Raw genomic sequence first — 20,156 nt, 5'->3', positions numbered from 1 at the left:
TTGAATAGGGGGGTACTGTCGGTGCCTGTAAGGGCATTTTCCTGGATTTCCCGAAATGGGAAGGAATAAAAAGGGAAGGCAGTACAATATAAAAAGTATGGTGAGCAAGCCATCCCCCCAAGGAGTTGACCGAATATGAAGATGCCTAACTCGCATAGAATTGCTTTATTGTTCAATGCAAACAAAATTTATGACAGGGAAATCATCGCTGGCGTTGCCTCTTATCTAAGCTCGACCCGGGTATCCTGGGATCTGTTTCTGGAAGAGGATTTCCGCGCCCGCCTGCATGGCATAGAAAGCTGGCAGGGCGACGGCATCATCGCCGATTTTGATGACCCTGTGGTCTGCGAGGCCCTGTCGCATAGCCGCGTACCGGTGGTGGCCATCGGCGGATCGTACGAGAACGAAGCGCATTACCCCAAGGCCGTGCCGTATGTGGCGACTGACAATTTCAAGCTCATCAAACTGGCGTATGACCATTTGATTGAGGCTGGCTTGCCACGCTTTGCTTTTTTTAGCCTGCCGGAAGCACCAGAAAACCGCTGGGCGCAAGAACGCGAAAACGCCTTCCGCCAGTTGATGAAACGCGACCGCCTGACGGCAGAAATTTATCGTGGCCAGATCACCAGTGCACCCTCCTGGGATGAGGCGGTAGAACAACTGATCAAATGGCTGGAAGGTTTGCCCAAGCCAGTCGGCATCATTGCCGTGACCGATGCCCGCGCCCGGCAGTTATTGCAGGCTTGCCTGATTGCCGGCATCGCCGTGCCCGAGCAGGTCGCCCTGATAGGTATAGACAATGATCCGCTGGCCCGCATGCTGACCCGCATCCCACTCAGTTCGGTCATGCAGGGGACGGAAGAAATGGGACGTACTGCGGCCCATTTGCTGCATCAGATGCTGAACGGCGCACGCCTGTCCACTACCAGAATCCTGGTGCCGCCGGTCGGCATCAATGTGCTGACATCATCACGCTATGAGACACCCAAGCATCCGCACGTGATGCAGGCGCGCCATTTCATCCGCCAGTATGCGTGCCAGGGTATCAAGACAGAACAGGTGGCTGATTATGTCGGCATCTCCCGCTCGTCGCTGGAATCGTATTTTCGGCAGGAACTGGGGCGCAGTGTCCATGATGAAATCCTGCATTTCAAGCTGGAAGCAGCCAAGACCATGCTGACACTGGGGCAAAGCAGTATTGCCGATGTCGCTGTCAGTTGCGGCTTTACCACCATACAGTACATGCATGCCGTGTTCAAACGGGAACTTGGCTGCACCCCGCGCAAATATCAGGAAAGCGTATTACAGACGGATGGCAATGCCGCAGGCTTGCCGCCGCCACATCCCAACACTCAACTTGCCGAGCAAAGTGATGACGAATAAAAAAACAGTATCCTGCACGGCCACAACCGCAGATGAAAATATTTACACCCTGCGCAATGCGCGTGACATGCAACTGATGATCAGCGATCGCGGTGCATCGCTGGTGTCCTGGCTGGCACCAGACCGTTACGGACGCGTCGGCGATGTCTTGCTGGCCTATGCCGAAGCCAGCAGCTACGTGGAAAATCCATTTTATTTTGGTGCCATCATCGGTCGCTGGGCCAATCGCATTGCTGCCGGGCAGTTTAAGCTGGATGGCCGCAGCTACGCCGTGGAATGCAATGACGGCGGCAATAACCTGCACGGCGGCAGCACCGGCTTTCACACCGCACGCTGGCTGGCAACAGAAGAAGAAGGCAGCCTGCGCATGTCGCTGACTTCGCCGGATGGTGAAGGCGGCTTTCCCGGCAACCTCAAGGTGCAGGTGATATATCGTCTTGATGACGAAGGACGTCTGACGATAGACTATGAAGCACAATCCGATGCACCAACACCGATCAACCTGACATCGCACCCTTACTTCAATTTGAACGCCGGTACCTCAGACATCAAAGACCATTTGCTCAGCATTGATGCATCGCATTATCTGAAAATCGACGAGGCGTCGATCCCCATCGAACTGGCTTCGGTAGCAGGCAGCGCCTTCGATTTTCGTCAACCGGCACCCATAGGCCCCAGACTGAACTGGCCCGATCAACAGATCTTGATAGCTGGCGGTTTTAATCATTGCTATTGCGTGCAAGAAGGACTGAATGGCCGGCCAGGCCCACTACGCGAAGTCGCCAGTGTGTACGACCCAGGCTCAGGCCGCAAGTTGTCCGTCGCCACCGACCAGGCCGGACTACAATTCTATAGTGGTAATTTCCTGAACGGCGTCGCTGGCCGCGATGCACATGACTATGCCAGACATGATGGCTTTTGCCTGGAAGCACAAGCCTACCCTAACCAGATCAACGGCCCCTATGCCGAAGCCGTCATCTTGCGGCCCGGACAGGTGTACCGGCAGACGACGGTGTATAGGGTTTCTTTGCAGAGTTGAGTTTGGGTTGATTGCGGGACGAAAACCCACATCATGTACAGGGTTGATTTGATGGCAAGCGGTGGCATATCCTTCTTGAAACAAGGCTTGGTTGGATTGGCCTGAAATTGATAAGTTGAATTGGCTGAACTTGGCACTTACCTGATATTCGATTTAATGCTCATAAGCAGCCAGATGATGCCATTTGCAAACGGCAAGGTAAATTGCTATTCTGCTGGGTAAAGCATTATAAGAAGCGCGATAGATGAAATATCAGGAATGCACGGGGACACTTGATACAGCGAGTAAGATCTTAAAGGTTAATCACGCTGGCGAATTCGGCGCAATCAATATTTATCGATCACAAATATTGGTGTCGAAGCTATTTGGACGTAGTTATGTTCCCATCCTTGAAAATTTCATGGCCGATGAGAAGCGTCATCTAAATACCTTTTGGACTGAAATTCAAAAAAGAAATAGTGTTAAGTGTAAAAGTTATTGGCTGTGTGGATTGGGCGGCTGGGCAATGGGACTGATTTCCGCTTTGTTTGGTAAGACGGGAATTATGGCTTGTACTTGGGCCGTAGAATCAGTCGTGATAAATCACTTGAACGAGCAACTAGTCTATTTGAATCAGAGGCGGGACTGGGATGCCTACGAAGCAGTGAAATCAATTTTAGAAGACGAGAAGAACCATCGCGATATTGGACACACGGAAGGCGGTAGCAATATTCTTTATATTCCGTTTCGCTTCATGATTAGCACATTTACCGAAGGCGTTATTAGAATTGGGATGCGATAAATAATATTTGGTATTGGCAGCACCCGAGGTATTTCAGCCAATAAACAATGTCCCTGTTATCGGTTGGTTGATACCGTTGAGAAACGCCTGTGTTACATAGCGTTTTAGAATATACCTTCGTTAAGGTGAATCATGAGTATCGCTAAGTTATTTTTGGTTTTTTCGAAACTCGCCGGTTTCAAAAATCAACAATATGCGGCAACGAAAGGGGACTGAATGTTACGATTAGTTGTTGAGTTGCCGCCAGGCTGGGGCGATCACTCGAGTGAAAATGCAGATGGTCCTGCTACGTTCATCAAAGAAGATTCTGAAAGTCCTGGTGCGCTACAAATTTCCATCCAAGCGGAATATCGCGGTGGCGCTATACCAAACCCCATACCAGAGCAACTCGTGACCTTCGCTGAACGTATCGTGAAAAAGAACGCAGACGTTCAAATACGAGGCCGCTCGACTGGTCAATGTAACATTGGAACATATGGATCCATTCTCGCAAGTTTTTCGGGGATATCCTGGTGTCAAATCTGGGTATTGAGCAACGGGAAAGACTTCGTTCTCGCGTCGCACACGTCTGTCGATGAACCATCGGAGGCTGAAGTAAATGAATCCAGCTGGGTAGTAAAGAACATCGGTCTGCAAATGTTACCAGATGGGCTATGAGATTACGTATTATGCCGCAAACATTTTGTCGACACCGATCAGGCTGGCTTGCAGTTCTATAGTGGGAATTTCCTGAATGGCATATCAGGCCGCGACGCCCGCGACTATGCAAGGCATGATGGTTCTGCCTGGAAGCACAAGCCTACCCTAACCAGATCAACGGCCCCTATGCCGAAGCCGTCATCTTGCGGCCCGGGCAGGTGTATAGGATTTCTTTGCAGAGTTGATAAGCTTGAACGATAAGGATTTCTATGATCGAAATTACCTATCCTTGTAAATTATCTTGAAAAATGCTCACTATTCAATTCACGTGCTAAACCATCGAGATCGGGGAATAAGGTAAATTCCGAAACTCCAGCAAGCTTTAAAAATTGACTGGCACCTTCTTGAGCACTCCGTGGGATCACTATTTTTTTCACGACTTTAGGAAATATATCTTCAAGCGGGGCATTGAGTTCGTTATGTATCGTAAAACCTGCACGTTGATTAAAAACGCGTGGATGATGTCTTAATGGCGATATGGCAAGAACCTTTTCATTCATATGCTTCTCTTTGGAAATGAAATATTCGTCATATGTTCCTTCAAGATCGGTTGGCCTGAACAGTTCTGCGTTATTTTTTTGCACTCGATTCAATTCAAAAGGGTTGAGTATCCAAATGCAACACTCCTGTGAGGCATTTTTCAATGCAAAATATAGGGCTGTTGAAAAATTTTCTGACCAATCTAGTAAACGTGTAGGAAGACCGTGATGTTGCATTGCAAAAGCATTGTTCCAGCTTGAATTATGTTCTGAAAGCAATGAGCCAGCTCTGGTTTGAAAATCGAAATATGTGACCTCCTCCAACTGACTGATATTTGGATTGGAGAATCTTCCTAAGGTAGGCATCAGTTTCCAATTTGTGTCACAGTGCCCTCGAAAGAAAAGAATATCTCCTCCAGATTCCCTGATCTTTTCCAAAATTTCTTTGTATAAATCAATCCACTCATTCATCTCTAACCTTTTAATAAATGGTTCATCTGGGGTTACAGTGGGTCAAAGGCGAAATCGGCATGACCTTTGATACCATGCGGATTCCCTGCCAATCCTTGCCGCGCAGCGGGTTGCAGCGGGGGGAATGTACTTAATCAGAGTTTCCTTAAATTTGTATGCAATTATAGCGAATAGGTTTTTTTTAATTCTACTTATTTCTCCCTAACTTTTTTACAGCCAGCGCTTCGCTTTCTTTTTTCAGACCTTTGGATATCGGACACACTGCCTGCATAAAAGAGGCCAGGGTGTTTGCCAGGTTGTCGCCTTGCAGACGGTAGAAAACAAATTGCCCGCGTTTGTCGCTGGCGATCAGACCTGCTGATTCCAGTATGCGTAAATGCTTTGATAGGGATGGTTTGGTCATTTCAAAGCGCGCAGCAATTTCACCAGCAGACAATTCTGTCTCCGATAAATAAGCCAGAATTTTCCGGCGTGGCGTTGATGCAAGTGCTTCAAAAATTTTTTCCATACGCAATTAAATAATCTTAATTATTCATCATAGCATTTTATAGCATTGCATTGAAGTTATTTAGTTAATTAGACATTTAGCTAAATATGGTATATTCTTGCCCCATGAACTCTGACGATAGATCGAACATCATGGAATCTGACAAAAGCCAGACAGGCATTACGACGGTGTACTACAACAGTGCCTGTCCAGTATGTGACGCCGGCATCCGTGACCAGCGTCAACGCATGCAGGCATGCAATGTCAATTGGGTAGATGTGCATAGCCAGCCTGATGCCGTGGCTGAAATAAACGGTGAACTGGAAGCCGTTCGTGAGCGTTTGCATGTTCGGCATGCCAACGGTGACATCCTGGTTGGTGAGCAGGCATTGGCAGTCCTGTGGTCAAAGACAAAAGGCCGACGCTGGCTGGCCTGGTTGACGTTACGGATGAGTTTTCTAAGCCGCCCATTGTATAACCTCATTGCCAAATACCTGTACCGCTGGAATCGCAGGCGTGGTCACTGGTAAACCAGCAGAAATCATTTCATCATCGAGAACACCGTGAACGCTAAACAAACCTCAGAAAATAATGCCGATCCAGCCGAACTGGCCCGCTTCAATAAGTTGGCCAATCGCTGGTGGGATGAACATTCAGAGTTCAAGCCCTTGCACAGAATTAATCCGCACAGGTTGGAGTGGATAGATAGCCTGGTGTCGCTTGCCGGAAAGCAGGCGCTGGACGTGGGCTGCGGCGGTGGCATATTAGCGGAATCCATGGCGCGTAGAGGAGCGAAGGTGACAGGCATAGACCTGGCCGACAAGCCTTTGCAGATCGCTCAATGGCATGCCCAAGCCCAGGGTGTGGATGTGTACTACGCCAAAAGTAGTGCAGAAACCTGGGCGCAGCAGCATGCAGGACAATATGATGTCGTCACCTGCATGGAAATGCTGGAGCACGTGCCATCTCCAGCAGCCGTCATTCAGGCATGTGCAGACATGGTCAAGCCAGGCGGTTGGGTATTCTTTTCCACCATTAATCGCAATCTGCTGAGCTACGCATTGGCTATTGTGGCGGTTGAATACATCATGCGCATCCTGCCGCAAGGCACACATCAATATGGGCGCTTTATCAAACCGGCAGAGTTGCTGTCCATGGCAAATGGCGCTGGCCTGGTGCTGCAAGACAAACGCGGTCTGGGCTACAATCCCTTAACTCAAGGCTTCCGTCTACATGGTTTTATGGGTATAGGCTACTTGCTGGCCATGCAAAAACAACAGAAACTATGAAATTGAGCAAGCGTGAATAGTTATGCAACACGTACAGGCATGACTCAGCAAAGTCCAGCAAAATGCGAGAAAATCCACATCGTGTGCAGGGTTGATTTGATGCCAAGTGGCAGCATATTCTTCATGAGGTGATGGTGACTGCTTGATAGCCATGGCTTCCTACTTGAAAGGATACCCGCAATGAATTCGGAACTGTCTCAACGCACGCAACTGACCGGCCTGGGCCGGGCGCTGCGTGATTTGCATAAGCGTTTGATTGACGTCGAAACGCAATATTTTGGTGCGGTGGGTAGCCCGCTGGAGCATTTGCATCTGGTGGTGAATCACCCGCATTTTGCCTGGATACAGAAATTGTCCAGCCTGATGACGGAGATGGATGAACGTATTGACGACGCAAAAGACATCAGCGTGGCCGAAGCCTTTGCATTTCGTACCGCCATAGAAGAGCTGATAGGCCCGAATGAAAAGGGCGATATGGAATTTCGTGCCAGGTACAACGCGCTGCTGCATGATTCGCCTGACGTGGTGATGGCCCATGGTGCGGTGCGTCAGATATTGGTTGGTATTCTTCCGGCAAAATAGGCAGGCCGCTACGCCGTTCCACTGTTGTCCGGAATAATGTGCTTGACAGAAAATGACTGATAGATCCCCTCCCTTTCAAGGGGGAGGGTTAGGGTGGGGATGGGTTTCGGTCAATTAACGGTACATCCCAAGCTGCCCACTGCCTGGATTCTGTCTGTACAAGGCACGCTTCGTGAAACCCCGACATCATCTCCTTGAAGGGGATGGAGCTTGGAACGGTTTTTCTCCACACAATGCCACCCATTTCTCCACCATGCCTTAGCTGAGCCTGCCATCCACCCCATCAACCTGGTGGCTTCGGTAGTTGCTGCGCGTAATCATGCCCATGATTGGTGAGTTTCATAATTGCCTAACAGCGCGACTGAGGGCATTCTTTATCCTGCACAAATTCATGGCATTCGTTGGTAGGCAGACTTGCCGTATAGTCTGTTACAACGGATAGCCGCTGTGGTTTGTAGCGAAAAATTAAAATAAAATTGAGACAAAATTGCCAAAAATGAACGACAAGGCATGCCGCCACGGGGTCAGCTTGCCGGTTTGTGTTCATTTCATCTGCTTTCAAAACTCAATTTACCTAGCTGGGTGCCAGTGATATGGCTGCTTTGTGCAGCATTTTTCGCGCCGATTTTCATGCAGATGAACATGGACTAAAACCGATATGAACAAAAAAATATCAAGGCTGGTGTTTGCTGCAGCCGCTTTTTTTATGCTGGCCTGCAATAGCTGTTTTGCCCTGGGTGAAAAAAGCTATATCAATCCAACGGCGCAAGCGGGTGACCTGGTGCTGGTTGATGCCAACAGCGCGGCCAGCCTGTATGTTGACAAGGGGGATTTTGCGAGCGTTCAAAGGGCAGTCGGCAATCTGCAAAAAGACATAGAAAGCATTAGCGGCAAAAAGCCTGTCATTACCAATGATGCGCTGGCCTTGAAGGGGCAGGCTGTCATCGTCGGCACCATAGGCCAAAGCAAGCTGGTTGATCAACTGATTGCGGCGCACAAGATTGATGTCAGCGGCATTGTGAATCAATGGGATGCCTATCAACTGGTGACGGTACAAAATCCGCTGCCGGATGTGGCGCAGGCGCTGGTGATTATCGGCAGCAATAAACGTGGTGGCGTATATGGTGTGTATGACCTGTCTGAACAGATAGGCGTGTCACCCTGGTATTGGTGGGCAGATGTGCCTTTGAAAAAGAAGAGCAGCATCGCCGTCCAGAAGAACACCCTGGTGCAGGAAATTCCCAAGATTAAATATCGCGGTATTTTTTTGAATGATGAAGCCCCGGCATTGAGCAACTGGGTCGCCAAGAATTACGGCAATTACAATCAGCAGTTTTATGGCAAGGTGTTTGAATTGCTGTTGCGCCTGAAGGCCAATTATCTGTGGCCAGCCATGTGGAACAATGCCTTTAATGTCGATGATGAACAGAATCGCTTTTTGGCGGATGAAGTCGGCATCATCATGGGTACCTCGCATCACGAACCCATGATGCGTGCCCATAAGGAATGGACGGCAGAAAATGGCAAGTGGGATTACCAGAGCAATAAAGCCAAACTCTATCCTTTCTGGGAAGGTGGCGTTACCCGCAACAAGAACCAGGAAAGCCTGATCACCGTCGGCATGCGTGGTGATGGCGATGAACCGATGTCAGAAAGCGAAAATATCTCGCTGCTGGAAAACATCGTCAAGGACCAGCGCCAAATCATCAGCAAGGTACACGCCAAACCAGCCGCAGAAGTGCCGCAGGTCTGGGCGCTGTATAAAGAAGTGCAGGCTTACTATGAAAAAGGTATGCGTGTGCCGGACGATGTGACCTTGCTGTGGTGCGATGATAACTGGGGCAATATCCGTCGCCTGCCCAAGCCGGAAGAACGCAAGCGCGCTGGCGGTGCCGGTGTCTACTACCACTTTGATTATGTAGGCGGGCCACGTTCTTACCGCTGGATCAATACCAATTCCATTGCCAAGGTATGGGAACAAATGGATCTGGCCTATAACTTTGATGCCAGGCAGGTATGGATAGTTAATGTCGGCGATTTGAAACCTATGGAATACCCCATAGAGTTTTTCTTGCGCATGGCCTGGAACCCGGAAAAATGGCCGAAAGAACGCCTGCCAGAATTCGGCAAGCTATGGGCAGAACGTGAATTTGGCGCAGAACATGCCGAAGAAATCGCCGCTCTGATGACCGGCTATTCCCGCCATAATTATCGCCGCAAGCCAGAGCTGCAAGATGCCACCACCTACAGCCAGTTGCATTACGATGAAGCTGACCGCGTGACGGCAGAGATTAAGGATTTACGCAACAAGGCAGAAGCACTGTACGCAAAGATGCCGGCAGACTACAAGGATGCGTTTTTCCAGTTGGTGCTGCACCCGGTCAAAGCCAGTGCCATCGTCACCGAGATGTACAACATGGTGGGCAAGAACCGCCTGTATGCCAGACAGGGCCGGGCCAATGCCAACGATTATGCAGAACAGGCGCGCGCCCTGTTTAAAGCTGACGCCGATTTGCAGCGCCAGTACGACACCGAACTCAGCCGGGGCAAGTGGCAGCACTTCATGGACCAGACCCATATCGGCTATATCCACTGGGACCAGCCCGCCGCCAACACCATGCCCTTGCTGTATGACTTGCAGCCACACAATGGTGCGGATATGGGCGTGGCGGTGGAAGACATTGAGCCTGCCTGGCCACAGAATGCTGCCTCCGTCTGGCCGCACCAGGGCAATTACCAACTGGCACGCTTTGATCCTTTTGGAAAGCAGCAGCGCACCATCACTGTTTTTAATAAAGGGACCAAGGCATTCAAGTTCACCGCCAAGGCCAGCGCACCCTGGATCAGCCTTAGCGATAGCAGCGGCCAGGTGGTCGGCAGCCAAAGCATCAAGGTGTCGATAGACTGGAGCAAGCTACCCACAGGCAAGGCTGAAGGCGTGATTGACATCAAAGGCACAGGCTGGGGTGGTGCCAGCATTAAAGTATCGGCCCTGAATGTCGCGCCACTGCCAGAAGATTTCAAAGGCTTTGTCGAGTCAGACGGCAATGTGACGATAGAGGCAGAACACTATAACAATAGCAGGAACGCGGGCCAGTTTTCCTGGCAAAAAATCCCGGAACACGGGCGGAACTTGTCTTCCATGGCGGTATTCCCACGCAACGACAGGCATTTTACTGACCTGACCCAGGCCCCTTATCTGGAATACACGGCTTATCTGTATTCGACCGGTGATGTCAGCATCGACACGATTTTTGCCCCTACGCTGCCCTTTGCCGAAGGGCCAGGCCTGCGCTTTGCCATCGCCGTTGATGATGAAAAACCACAGGTTTTCAATATAGTCAAAGACATGAGTTTAAAGGCCTGGGAAGAGTCGGTGAAGGATGAGATGCGTAAAATTAGCAGCCGCCACCACATCGCCAAGGCTGGCGCGCATCGCATACGTATTTACAGCATAGACGCAGGTGTCACGCTGGAACGCATAGTCGTGAATACCGGCGGCTTGTTTGCCAGCTACCTGGGGCCGCAAGAGAGCGTCAGGAAATAAGTGCGAAGAAATAAGCACCAAAAAAAAGCACAAAAAATAAGCGCCAAGAGCTTATTGCAGGATTACTTGAAAACCATTTTTATGCATGGGTAAAATAATGAATCAATCTATTCGTAATGCCACAATGATGATACGCCAGGTGCGTGTGACACCTATCGCGTTTCGCGACCCGCCTTTGCTCAATGCCAGCGGCATTCATGAACCATGGGCATTGCGCAGCATTATAGAAATTGAAACTGCCGATGGTCGCGTTGGTATTGCCGAAACCTATGGCGACCAACCCATGCTGAAAGTGCTGGAACAAGCCAAAACCTTGCTGGCAGACCTGACCCCGTTTGACCTGAATGCCATGGAACAGCGCGTGCGCAAGAACATCCTGTCCACCGGCGGTGGGGCGGGGGTGCAGATAGAACTGGCACCAGGCTCGCATACCAACAAGAATGCCGACAAGGTCATCAGCGCGCTGGAAGTGGCCATGCTGGATTTGCAGGGGCAGATTCTGGGTTTGCCGGTTTGTGACCTGCTGGGCGGCACTGTGCGCGATGCTGTGCCTTACAGCGCCTATCTGTTCTACAAATATGCCAAACACGTAGACAACCCCTATCCGGCCGATGCCTGGGGCGAAGCGTTGACGCCGGCGCAGATTGTCCGGCAGGCGCAGACCATGATCGCGCAATACGGCTTTAAAAGCATCAAGCTGAAAGGTGGCGTGATGGAACCGGCACAAGAAATCGCTGCCATCAAGGCATTGCGGGACGCTTTCCCGGCACTGCCATTGCGCCTGGACCCGAACGCCAACTGGTCGCTGGAAACCAGTATCGCGGCGGCCAAAGAACTCGACGACCTGCTGGAATATTATGAAGACCCGACGCCAGGTCAAATCGGCATGGCCGAACTGGCAAGGCATTGCGATGCGCCGCTGGCCACCAATATGGTGGTCACGACCATGGAAGAGTTCAAGCGCAATGCCTCAACCCATGCAGTCGAAATCCTGCTGTCCGACCACCATTACTGGGGCGGCCTGCGGGCCACCGTGTCGCTGGCGCGCATGTGCGAGGTGTTTGGCATGGGCATGTCCATGCATTCCAATTCCCACCTTGGCATCAGCCTGATGGCCATGACCCATGTGGCAGCCGTCATCCCTGGCCTGACCTATGCGTGCGATACCCATTACCCGTGGCAGGAAGAAGATGTCATCAAGGGCGGGCGAGTGCGCTTTGTCGATGGTGCGGTGCCGGTGCCGACCACTCCTGGCCTGGGCGTGGAAATTGACCAGGTCAAACTGGCGGTACTGCATCAGCAATATCTGGAATGCGGCATACGCAATCGTGACGACCTGGGGCAGATGCGCAAATATGATCCGGATTTCAAAGGCGTCTGTCCACGGTTTTGATGCCGCATCGGTAGTGCCAATAAAAAAGAGAGAATACATGAGACTAGCAAAAAAATTATGGTCAGCCTCGCTGCTGGCAATCGCCTTGCCCCTGGCTGTCACGGCCATTTCCTGCAGCGCAGCGGCGGCAGATGTGCACTGGGTGGCATCCTGGGGTACGGCCCAGCAAGTGCCGGAACAAGACAATATGCTGCCCGCCGAACGGTGGCGCGAATCCAGCCTGCGCCAGATTGTGCGTGTCACGCTGGGCGGTAGCCGCGTGCGTGTGCGCTTCACTAATGTGTATGGCACGACACCGCTGTTTATCGAAGCTGCCAGCCTGGCCCGCGCCGTTGCCGCAGGCAAGACCGATGTAGAGGCTGCCAGCCTTCAACAATTGAAGTTTGCCGGTCGCAACAGCGTCATGATACCGGCCGGTGCCGAATACTATAGTGACCCGGTGAACTTGCCGCATGCCGCTGCATCTGACCTGGCTATTTCCATGTATTTCAAGGGCGAGCCTGTGCGCCAGACCAGCCACCCCGGTTCACGCACCAACAGTTTTTATATCAAGGGTAACCGTATCCTTGAATCCGCCTGGACTGATGCCGGCAAGGTCGTGCACTGGTATCAGATCGCCGATGTCGAAGTGCAGGCACCGCGCAGTGTCGGTGCCGTGGTGGCGATAGGCGATTCGATTACGGATGGTGCTGGCTCCACCACCGATGGCAATGATCGCTGGCCCGACCAGTTGTCTGCCCGTCTGATAAAAGAAGGCGCGCCTGCCATGGGCGTGATCAATGCCGGCATCGGCGGTGGGCGCATGCTGCGCGACGGCACCGGCCCCAATCTGGCATCCCGTTTTGAACGCGACGTGATTGCTCGCAGCGGCGTCACGCATGCCATCGTCATGATAGGTGTCAATGATCTGGGTGGCCAGCACCGTAATGGCGATGATGTACCGGAAGCACGCAAAAAAATCATCGAAGACTTGCTGACCGCCCATATTCAAATGGTGGAACGTGCTCATGCACACGGCATCTGTGTCATCGGTGCTACCATTACGCCGTATATGGGCAGCGATTATTACCGCCCGAATGCCTCCAACGAAGAAGACCGCCAGGCCATCAATAGCTGGATACGTACGTCCGGGGTGTTTGATGCCGTGGCGGATTTCGATGCCGCCATCCGCGACCCGGCACAGGTAGAACGCATGCGCAAGGAGTATGACACGGGCGATTTCCTGCATCCGTCTACAGCAGGCTTTCGTGCCATGGTCAATGCCATTCCCTTGCCGGCATTGCAGAAGTGTGTGATTCGTCAATAAGCCCGGCTGTCTGGCATCTTATCCATCTGGTCAAACCTGCGCGGCACAACCGAAAGCTTCTCAGTTGTGCTGCGCTGGTTTGATTCTGCCATCCTGAAGAAGCTGTTGATGGATGCCAAGCAAGTTTTTAAGCAAAAATAATCAAGTCGCGTTAACATGGACGGGTGGCTATAGAGCCCCACGTTGAATCCCACATTCAGCCCATCACTTTTCTTTATTTTTTTTGACTGATTATTCATGAATATTCATCTTTCCCTCATGCCTGTCCTGGCTCTGGTAGCTGGTCTCTGTATCCTGGTTAAACCCAAGCTGGTGAGTTTTATTGTGGCTTTGTACCTGATCGTGGTGGGCCTGGTTGGCATACTGGGTCTGGGGCGTTTCAGTATTTTTTGATGAACACAGGGGTGGAATAGTGCGCTAATGCTATTTCATCCTTCATTTCCTATGCGGGATGGACATCATGACGACATCGGTATTTCCTCTGGAAGGCGGCTGTGATTGCGGCCACATCCGCTACCGCATGCAGACAACACCGCTGGTGGTGCATTGCTGCCATTGCCGCTGGTGCCAGCGCGAAAGCGGGGCGGCATTTGCCCTCAATGCCATGATAGAAGCTGACCAAGTGCACAACCTGAGTGGTGAGCCAGACATGGTCGATACCCCATCAAACAGCGGTGCCGGGCAACTAATCGCCCGTTGCCCACGTTGCAGCATTGCCGTCTGGAGCAATTATGCCGGTGCTGGCCCATTGATGAAGTTTGTGCGTGTCGGCACGCTGGACCAGCCCGATCATTTACCACCAGATATGCATATCTTTACCCAATCCAAACAGCCCTGGGTCAACCTGGGCGAGGATATACCAGTGTTTGCCGAATACTATGACCGTGCACAGCACTGGTCCGCCAGCAGTCTGGCACGGCGGGCAGCATTGTTGCCGCAGATTGAGGCTTACCAGGCGGCGCGCAAGAAATTATGAATGTGAAAAAGCCTGCGTCAGCAGGCTTTTTATTGTTAAAGTGACCCCAAGCGGAATTTACCTGACATTGTACCCGGCAATTTCGCAGCTCGAAAAAACCAGGAAGGCGTCAGCCAGAACTTTTTATATATAGCTACCCGATATGAAAGACTGACTCATTCAGAACCAAGACGACGACCCCCATTGCGATGTAGGCCGACATTGCGACAGCAATTGCACGCAACCAGGATTTGCGGCGAAAATTATTACCAACACGTTCCTTAAAGTACTTCACTTGAGCTCGTGCATCTGCAACGTACCAAACCAGGAGCATTCCCAAGCTTGAGATGGCGTAGTAAGCATTGTTGTGATAGAGCTCCGTAAAGATGACGCTGCTCACTACTGCTGTGGCGCAAATGATAAGGAATATGCGGGCTTTGCGCGCGCGGCCTGATTCACGTAGAGCTGACCAGTTTTCCATGTGTATAAAAGTGCCAAAGATCGGAGTGAGTAAGAAACTCAGCATAATCGCTACGTCAGGCGACCATAATTCTAATGGTTCTGTTCGCGGGGCTTCGCCCTTTTCCGCTTTAATCTCGGTAAGAATTTCGCCTAGTGTTTTTTCCTCTGCCATGTTTAACCTTAACTCACTTGGATGACCGCTTGCGGGCAATTTCGCGACGGGCCGCTATTGGCCGACTGCCGCACGCCCGAGGATGATAGCTTCACTGATTGGCACAACAAAATCCTTACCTCCTCTGGAAAGAATGAATGCGAACGCATGGCAGCATTTAAATGCGAATATGTAGTTCACTATTTGCATCGCTTTTATAAGATATTAAACTTCTGTTTCAGCGTTGCCAGCTCACACAAAGTGACAAACATAATCCAGCGTATCAATGGTCTCGATTTCAAAACTGGAATTGGCCGGGACATTGAATTGCTGACCGCCTTCGTAGGTAGCCCATTCTGTTTCACCCTTGAGGCGGATGCGGCATTTGCCGGCGTTCAGTTCCATGATTTCGGCGGCACCGGTGTTGAATACCAGACTGGATGGGAAGATCACGCCTATGGTTTTTTTGCTGCCGTCAGCAAACAGTACTGTGTGGGATACGCATTTGCCGTCGAAATACAGATTGGCTTTTTTGACGACGTTGACTTGATCAAATTGGGTAGACATGCAGGATAGCTCCAAAAAAAAGACCCGCACAAATCAATGAGCGGGTCTGGAATAGATAAAAGTCTAAATGATTACTGACCGCGTTTTGCGCGGGCATTGGCAGCAATACGCATGCGCAATGCATTCAGTTTGATGAAGCCGCCAGCGTCTGCCTGGTTGTAGGCACCGCCATCTTCATCAAAGGTTGCGATGTTCATGTCGAACAGCGAATCGGTTTTGGAATCGCGCGACACGGTGATGACATTGCCCTTGTACAGTTTCAGGCGTACCCAGCCGTTGACGGTGTGCTGGGTATGGTCGATCAGTGTTTGCAGCGCGACGCGCTCTGGTGCCCACCAGTAGCCGTTATAGATCATGCTGGCGTAACGTGGCATCAGGTCATCTTTCAGATGGGCGACTTCACGGTCCAGGGTGATGGATTCTATCGCGCGATGGGCGCGCAGCATGATGGTGCCACCCGGGGTTTCATAGCAGCCGCGTGATTTCATGCCGACATAGCGGTTTTCAACCAGGTCAAGACGACCTATGCCGTGCTTGCCACCCAGGCGATTGAGTTCTGTCAGCACCGTTGCTGGCGACATGCGTACGCCGTTCAGTGCGACGATGTCACCGCGTTCAAATTCTATATCCAGGTATTCTGCCTGGTCGGGTGCTGCTTCTGGACTGACTGTCCAGCGCCACATGGATTCTTCGGCTTCGGCACTTGGGTTTTCCAGGTGACGGCCTTCAAAGCTGATGTGCAGCAGGTTGGCATCCATGGAGTAGGGCGCGCCGCCGTTTTTATGTTTCTGGTCGATGTCTATGCCTGCGTCTTCTGCATATTTCATCAGTTTTTCGCGCGACAGCAAATCCCATTCACGCCATGGGGCGATGATCTTGACGCCTGGCATCAGGGCATACGCACCCAGTTCAAAACGCACCTGGTCATTGCCTTTGCCGGTCGCGCCGTGGGAAATGGCATCAGCGCCGGTTTCCTTGGCGATTTCGATCAGGCGTTTGGCGATCAGTGGGCGGGCAATGGACGTACCCAGCAGGTATTCACCTTCATAAATCGTATTGGCGCGGAACATAGGGAACACGAAATCGCGCACGAATTCTTCACGCACATCATCGATGTAGATATTTTCAGGTTTGATGCCGAACTTGATGGCCTTGGCACGCGCCGGTTCCAGCTCTTCACCCTGGCCCAAGTCGGCGGTAAAGGTGACGATTTCGCACTGATAATTATCTTGCAGCCATTTCAAAATGACAGAGGTATCCAGACCGCCCGAATAGGCGAGGACGACTTTTTTAATATCGCTCATGATGTGCTTTCGAAAAAATTAAAACATAAGACTTAAAACCGAAAAGATCACCACAGAGGAAGGAAAGACTTCTTGCAAAAAGTCTTCGTTCCGCAGGCGAATGGCATGCCATTCGAATTCCCTGCTGCACCACAGAGGAAAAACATGGAGAAAATCCAGGTTGATTCTTGGTCAGCATGAGTCTGCTGGTTTCTTTAAATTAATTTGCAGCTATATAAATACTTAACTTGTAGGTTGGGCTACGTTTTATCAGCCCAACAAAATCACAGATACCTGTTTTTTGCCACCTGGGCTTGGATAAAAACCTTGTCCAGGTCGCAATTCCTTTGGCCCATATCAGATGAGCATAACAAGATTTTCTTCGGTTTTCTCTGTGCTTACTTCGTGTCTCCGCGCCTCTGTGTTGAGAGGTCTTTTCCAAAATTTACCTTGCTTGAAACAAGATCAGCGAATCTCGCCCACCACCAAAAATTCCAGCAAGGCTTTTTGCACGTGCAGGCGGTTTTCGGCTTCGTCCCACACGACTGACTGCGGGCCGTCGATCACACCGGCGGACACTTCTTCGCCACGATGCGCCGGCAGGCAGTGCATGAACAGGGCGTCAGGATGGGCGCGGGCCATTTTGGCTTCGTCGACGATCCAGCCATCAAAGGCTTTCAGGCGGGCCTGGTTTTCATCTTCATAACCCATGCTGGTCCAGACATCGGTATTCACCAGGTCAACCCCGGCGCAGGCGTCAGACGGGCTGTCAAATATCGTGTACTGCGACTTGTCGGCGGTGACTTGCGACAGGTCCATGTCATAGCCCTTGGGCGTGGAAATATGCAGGCGGAAGTTGAATACCTGTGCCGCCTGCAGCCACGAATACAGCATATTGTTTGCGTCGCCTATCCACGCCACCTTTTTGCCGGTGATGGAACCACGGTGTTCAATATACGTAAACACATCGGCCAGTACCTGGCAGGGGTGGTGCTGATTGGTCAGGCCATTGATGACGGGCACGCGCGAGTTGGCGGCGAAGCGCTCTATCATTTCTTGTTCAAAGGTGCGGATCATGATGATGTCGCACATGCGGGACATGACCTGGCCTGCGTCTTCTACCGGTTCGCCACGGCCCAACTGGCTGTCGCGGGTGTTCAGGTAAATCGCGGCACCACCCAGCTGGTGCATGCCGGCTTCAAAAGACAGGCGGGTACGGGTGGAATTTTTTTCGAACACCATCACCAGGGTTCTATCCAGCAAAGGGTGATAGGTCTGGTAAGCCTTGAAACGCTGCTTGATGATGCGCGCACGCTGCATCACGTATTCAAATTCGGACAGCGAAAAATCGGAGAACTGCAGGAAATGTTTGATAGCCATAAATAAAACGGGCAGCAAGTTAAGCTTGCCGCCGCTTGTCATAACTGCTTCATTATAAGGGATTAATTCGCCTTTCCCATATTAAATTCTGGGTAGAGACAAATCCAGGGGGTGTTGGCCTATCTTTTTTTCTTGCCAAAAGATAGGTGAACAAGTCAGGTCAACACCACCCAACCCATTCTACGCAGGTTTTTGAATTCGGGGTTGAAAACCTTGCCATACCTACAATGATTCGCCACCAGCTTGCCGCCTTTTTTCCGCGTTTCTTCCCGTCCAAAAAATTTCAATATGTAACAATTATTGCATTTCCCGTTTTGATGCAGTTCACAATTTGTGAATTTTCGTCAACTAGCTGGCATTGCTGATTGATTTGTTTAAACTCAAATATATTGCAGAAAACGCAGAAAAATGGATTTCGAATTTAACAGGATTTAACGATTCCAGAAACTGCAACCGATGGCGTTTGTTGTTACAGCGACCTCCAATTGCTCCCGCAAGTGAGGCAAGTATGACAAGCACTTGTTATTCAATAAATCAACAAAAGTAGATAAATTATGAGCGCACTCTTAGCCGGACTCACTGTCCTGATTATTGGCGATAGCCATATGTCGACCCCCGATTATCTGATCACGACTTTGCATGATGATCTGATGAGCAAGGGCGCTGTCGTGTATTCCTTCGGTGCCTGCGGCGTCGCCGCCGGTGACTGGATGGTAAAAAGTCAATCACCATGCGGCGGGGCAAGCCGTATCAAGGATGGCCCGGTAGAAGTGAAAACCGGCCAGGACGCAATGACCCGTCCTTTCAATGAACTGGTTAAAACCTATAAACCGAATCTGGTGGTGGTCGTCAATGGCGACACCATGGCATCGTATGCCGCGCCAGAGCTGCCTAAGACCTGGATCTGGCAACAAGTGACGCGCCTGACCAAGGGTGTCAAAAACAATGCCGTGAGCTGCGTCTGGGTTGGCCCGGCATGGGGCACTGAAGGCGGCAAGTTCAACAAGACTTTTGCACGTGCCAAGGAAATGTCTGGCTACCTGTCTGAAATCGTTGCGCCTTGTACTTATGTCGATTCCCTGAACATGTCCAAGCCGGGTGAATGGGCTTCGTCTGATGGCCAGCATTTTGATTTGGCTGGTTACAAAGCCTGGGGTACGGCGATAGGCAATGCGATTTCTTCGCCAGCCGTTTTGCAAAACATTAAAAAATAAATTAAACCGGATCACCCTTAATCATGAAAAAACTGATCGTTGCCTGTCTGGGCTCTATGTTGGCGATGGCGGCACATGCCGACAATCCTTTATATGAAACCGGTCCTGCCCAGGATTCTTCCTTTGTGCGTTTCCTCAACGCCAGCGAAGACAAGGCCAGTGTGGTGAATGGCGCTGCGAAAGTGGCGCTGGCAGCCCATGGCGACGGCAGGGTGTCCCGTTTTTATCCGGTCAAGGCCGGTGCCAAGCTGGCGGCCAATGTACAGGTCGGCGCTGCAAAAACAGCGGTGGAAGTCGTGGCCAAGCCGGGTGAATTTGTCACCATTGCCATTGTCAACAAAGGCACAGGCATAGAAACCGTCATCATCAAAGAGTCACCGACAGATTTCAATGCCAGCCGTTCTTCACTCGCTTTGCTGAACCTGGATACCAGTTGCGCTGTCGCTGGCCTGAATGTGGCAGTCAAAAATACACCGATACTGGATGCCGTTAAACCGGCTACTGTGCAACGCCGCCTGGTGAATCCTATCAGCCTGAAAGCGCAAGCCATGTGTGATGCGAAAGCAGAAGGCAAGACAGTAGACCTGGGCCAGTTGCAGGCCGGTGAACGTTATAGCGTCGTTGTGATGCCGGGCAAAAAAGGACGTCAGACCTTCTTCGTCCGTGACAGTACTTCCTGATCCACGCT

21 protein-coding genes and 1 pseudogene are annotated in these 20,156 nt (G+C 51.1%); 15 read left to right on the top strand and 7 right to left on the bottom strand.

Translation table 11 applies throughout. The features are described 5' to 3' along the window. Positions 1 to 135: 135 nt before the first annotated feature. The 5 genes and pseudogenes from ACO0K9_RS11620 to ACO0K9_RS11600 all read left to right on the top strand — a co-directional run. On the top strand, positions 136 to 1,383 hold the full coding sequence (locus tag ACO0K9_RS11620) for a XylR family transcriptional regulator (protein WP_422984962.1): 1,248 nt from the start codon (positions 136 to 138) through the stop codon (positions 1,381 to 1,383). Further along, the gene (locus ACO0K9_RS11615; protein WP_422984960.1) at positions 1,373 to 2,422 is read left to right on the top strand and encodes an aldose epimerase family protein; all 1,050 of its coding nucleotides are present in this window, start codon (positions 1,373 to 1,375) and stop codon (positions 2,420 to 2,422) included. Before ACO0K9_RS11620 ends, ACO0K9_RS11615 begins: the two co-directional genes overlap by 11 nt. A 244-nt stretch (positions 2,423 to 2,666) precedes the next feature. Further along, entirely contained in the window at positions 2,667 to 3,203 is a 537-nt protein-coding gene (locus tag ACO0K9_RS11610) for a demethoxyubiquinone hydroxylase family protein (protein ID WP_422984958.1), read from the top strand. Between the two features lie 216 nt (positions 3,204 to 3,419). Continuing rightward, on the top strand, positions 3,420 to 3,860 hold the full coding sequence (locus tag ACO0K9_RS11605; RefSeq protein WP_422984956.1) for a hypothetical protein: 441 nt from the start codon (positions 3,420 to 3,422) through the stop codon (positions 3,858 to 3,860). Between the two features lie 15 nt (positions 3,861 to 3,875). Then, a pseudogene (locus ACO0K9_RS11600) lies at positions 3,876 to 4,087 on the top strand (galactose-1-epimerase); the annotation flags it as partial. Between the two features lie 51 nt (positions 4,088 to 4,138). Here ACO0K9_RS11600 and ACO0K9_RS11595 read toward each other — a convergent pair. Further along, the gene (locus tag ACO0K9_RS11595; RefSeq protein ID WP_422984954.1) at positions 4,139 to 4,852 is read right to left on the bottom strand and encodes an FRG domain-containing protein; all 714 of its coding nucleotides are present in this window, start codon (positions 4,850 to 4,852) and stop codon (positions 4,139 to 4,141) included. Between the two features lie 187 nt (positions 4,853 to 5,039). Next, positions 5,040 to 5,360 (bottom strand): metalloregulator ArsR/SmtB family transcription factor, encoded by a 321-nt coding sequence (locus ACO0K9_RS11590; RefSeq protein ID WP_422984952.1) that lies wholly within the window; start codon positions 5,358 to 5,360, stop codon positions 5,040 to 5,042. A gap of 131 nt (positions 5,361 to 5,491) precedes the next feature. On the opposite strand from ACO0K9_RS11590, the gene ACO0K9_RS11585 reads away from it, so the two are divergent. The 6 genes from ACO0K9_RS11585 to ACO0K9_RS11560 all read left to right on the top strand — a co-directional run bounded on the left by ACO0K9_RS11585 (position 5,492) and on the right by ACO0K9_RS11560 (position 13,456). Beyond that, positions 5,492 to 5,869: a thiol-disulfide oxidoreductase DCC family protein gene (locus ACO0K9_RS11585; protein WP_422984950.1), complete on the top strand. Its 378-nt coding sequence runs from the start codon at positions 5,492 to 5,494 to the stop codon at positions 5,867 to 5,869. A 33-nt stretch (positions 5,870 to 5,902) separates the two neighbouring features. After that, the gene (gene ubiG, locus ACO0K9_RS11580) at positions 5,903 to 6,628 is read left to right on the top strand and encodes a bifunctional 2-polyprenyl-6-hydroxyphenol methylase/3-demethylubiquinol 3-O-methyltransferase UbiG (protein WP_422984948.1); all 726 of its coding nucleotides are present in this window, start codon (positions 5,903 to 5,905) and stop codon (positions 6,626 to 6,628) included. A 180-nt stretch (positions 6,629 to 6,808) separates the two neighbouring features. After that, on the top strand, positions 6,809 to 7,210 hold the full coding sequence (locus ACO0K9_RS11575; protein ID WP_422984946.1) for a hypothetical protein: 402 nt from the start codon (positions 6,809 to 6,811) through the stop codon (positions 7,208 to 7,210). Between the two features lie 658 nt (positions 7,211 to 7,868). Continuing rightward, positions 7,869 to 10,757 (top strand): glycosyl hydrolase 115 family protein, encoded by a 2,889-nt coding sequence (locus ACO0K9_RS11570; RefSeq protein WP_422984944.1) that lies wholly within the window; start codon positions 7,869 to 7,871, stop codon positions 10,755 to 10,757. A 97-nt stretch (positions 10,758 to 10,854) separates the two neighbouring features. Beyond that, complete coding sequence (locus ACO0K9_RS11565; RefSeq protein ID WP_422984942.1) at positions 10,855 to 12,150, top strand: glucarate dehydratase family protein; 1,296 nt, start codon at positions 10,855 to 10,857, stop codon at positions 12,148 to 12,150. A 37-nt stretch (positions 12,151 to 12,187) separates the two neighbouring features. Beyond that, a complete protein-coding gene (locus ACO0K9_RS11560; RefSeq protein ID WP_422984940.1) occupies positions 12,188 to 13,456 on the top strand; it encodes an SGNH/GDSL hydrolase family protein in 1,269 nt (422 codons plus the stop codon). Here the strand turns inward: ACO0K9_RS11560 and ACO0K9_RS11555 are convergent. Next, positions 13,450 to 13,695, bottom strand: a complete 246-nt coding sequence (locus ACO0K9_RS11555; RefSeq protein ID WP_422984938.1) for a hypothetical protein — start codon at positions 13,693 to 13,695, stop codon at positions 13,450 to 13,452. The two genes, ACO0K9_RS11560 and ACO0K9_RS11555, sit on opposite strands and share 7 nt — an antisense overlap. Between ACO0K9_RS11555 and ACO0K9_RS11550 the strand changes: the two genes are divergently transcribed. Together ACO0K9_RS11550 and ACO0K9_RS11545 are read left to right on the top strand one after the other, a co-directional pair. After that, positions 13,694 to 13,849, top strand: coding sequence for a DUF3096 domain-containing protein (locus ACO0K9_RS11550; protein ID WP_422984936.1), 156 nt, complete (start codon positions 13,694 to 13,696; stop codon positions 13,847 to 13,849). The genes ACO0K9_RS11555 and ACO0K9_RS11550 overlap by 2 nt on opposite strands. 67 nt (positions 13,850 to 13,916) lie before the next feature. Then, positions 13,917 to 14,432: a GFA family protein gene (locus ACO0K9_RS11545; RefSeq protein WP_422984934.1), complete on the top strand. Its 516-nt coding sequence runs from the start codon at positions 13,917 to 13,919 to the stop codon at positions 14,430 to 14,432. Between the two features lie 133 nt (positions 14,433 to 14,565). Here the strand turns inward: ACO0K9_RS11545 and ACO0K9_RS11540 are convergent, their stop codons facing one another. From ACO0K9_RS11540 to argF, 4 genes are all read right to left on the bottom strand, one after another. Continuing rightward, positions 14,566 to 15,045 (bottom strand): hypothetical protein, encoded by a 480-nt coding sequence (locus ACO0K9_RS11540; protein WP_422984932.1) that lies wholly within the window; start codon positions 15,043 to 15,045, stop codon positions 14,566 to 14,568. Between the two features lie 231 nt (positions 15,046 to 15,276). Then, a complete protein-coding gene (locus ACO0K9_RS11535; protein WP_422984930.1) occupies positions 15,277 to 15,591 on the bottom strand; it encodes a pyrimidine/purine nucleoside phosphorylase in 315 nt (104 codons plus the stop codon). A 71-nt stretch (positions 15,592 to 15,662) separates the two neighbouring features. Then, positions 15,663 to 16,895 carry an argininosuccinate synthase gene (locus tag ACO0K9_RS11530; protein ID WP_422984928.1) on the bottom strand — a complete coding sequence of 411 codons (1,233 nt, stop codon included), beginning with the start codon at positions 16,893 to 16,895 and terminating at the stop codon, positions 15,663 to 15,665. A 444-nt stretch (positions 16,896 to 17,339) separates the two neighbouring features. Beyond that, positions 17,340 to 18,254 (bottom strand): ornithine carbamoyltransferase, encoded by a 915-nt coding sequence (argF, locus tag ACO0K9_RS11525; protein WP_422984926.1) that lies wholly within the window; start codon positions 18,252 to 18,254, stop codon positions 17,340 to 17,342. Between the two features lie 554 nt (positions 18,255 to 18,808). On the opposite strand from argF, the gene ACO0K9_RS11520 reads away from it, so the two are divergent. After that, positions 18,809 to 19,468 carry an SGNH/GDSL hydrolase family protein gene (locus ACO0K9_RS11520; RefSeq protein WP_422984924.1) on the top strand — a complete coding sequence of 220 codons (660 nt, stop codon included), beginning with the start codon at positions 18,809 to 18,811 and terminating at the stop codon, positions 19,466 to 19,468. Between the two features lie 23 nt (positions 19,469 to 19,491). Beyond that, positions 19,492 to 20,148, top strand: a complete 657-nt coding sequence (locus ACO0K9_RS11515) for a cell division protein FtsQ (protein ID WP_422984922.1) — start codon at positions 19,492 to 19,494, stop codon at positions 20,146 to 20,148. Positions 20,149 to 20,156 lie beyond the last annotated feature (8 nt).

Source organism: Undibacterium sp. Ji50W (assembly GCF_049340445.1).
Lineage (GTDB): Bacteria > Pseudomonadota > Gammaproteobacteria > Burkholderiales > Burkholderiaceae_D > Undibacterium.
The sequence above is the reverse complement of the archived record's forward strand: the minus strand, read 5'-3'. Positions and strand labels throughout refer to the sequence as shown.